Here is a 252-nt window from a genome sequence, read left to right on the forward strand (position 1 = left end):
GGCATCATACTTGCTAATGGCACACCAGCCGATATTATGGCAAACGAAGCAGTAAGAAATGCTTATCTGGGCGACCAGTTCAAACTTTAAGCATATACTTAGCTATAAATGAATAATGTAGTTTCAGGAGTTGGTCAATTAGTATTATGAAACAAGCGCTTTATTTAAAAATTGGGCAACAGCTTACAATGACACCGCAACTGCAGCAAGCGATTCGCTTACTACAGCTGTCTAAACTTGATCTTCAACAAG

Annotated in this window: 2 protein-coding genes; both read left to right on the forward strand. The window is 38.9% G+C overall.

The window, feature by feature from the left end; translation table 11 throughout:
* Positions 1 to 6: 6 nt before the first annotated feature.
* A complete protein-coding gene (locus AYW76_RS19575) occupies positions 7 to 90 on the forward strand; it encodes an ABC transporter ATP-binding protein C-terminal domain-containing protein (RefSeq protein ID WP_269448117.1) in 84 nt (27 codons plus the stop codon).
* Between the two features lie 56 nt (positions 91 to 146).
* Positions 147 to 252: hypothetical protein (locus tag AYW76_RS19040; RefSeq protein WP_156489117.1), on the forward strand; the 106-nt coding region annotated here is incomplete at its 3' end.

Source organism: Marinomonas gallaica (assembly GCF_001639745.1).
Lineage (GTDB): Bacteria > Pseudomonadota > Gammaproteobacteria > Pseudomonadales > Marinomonadaceae > Marinomonas > Marinomonas gallaica.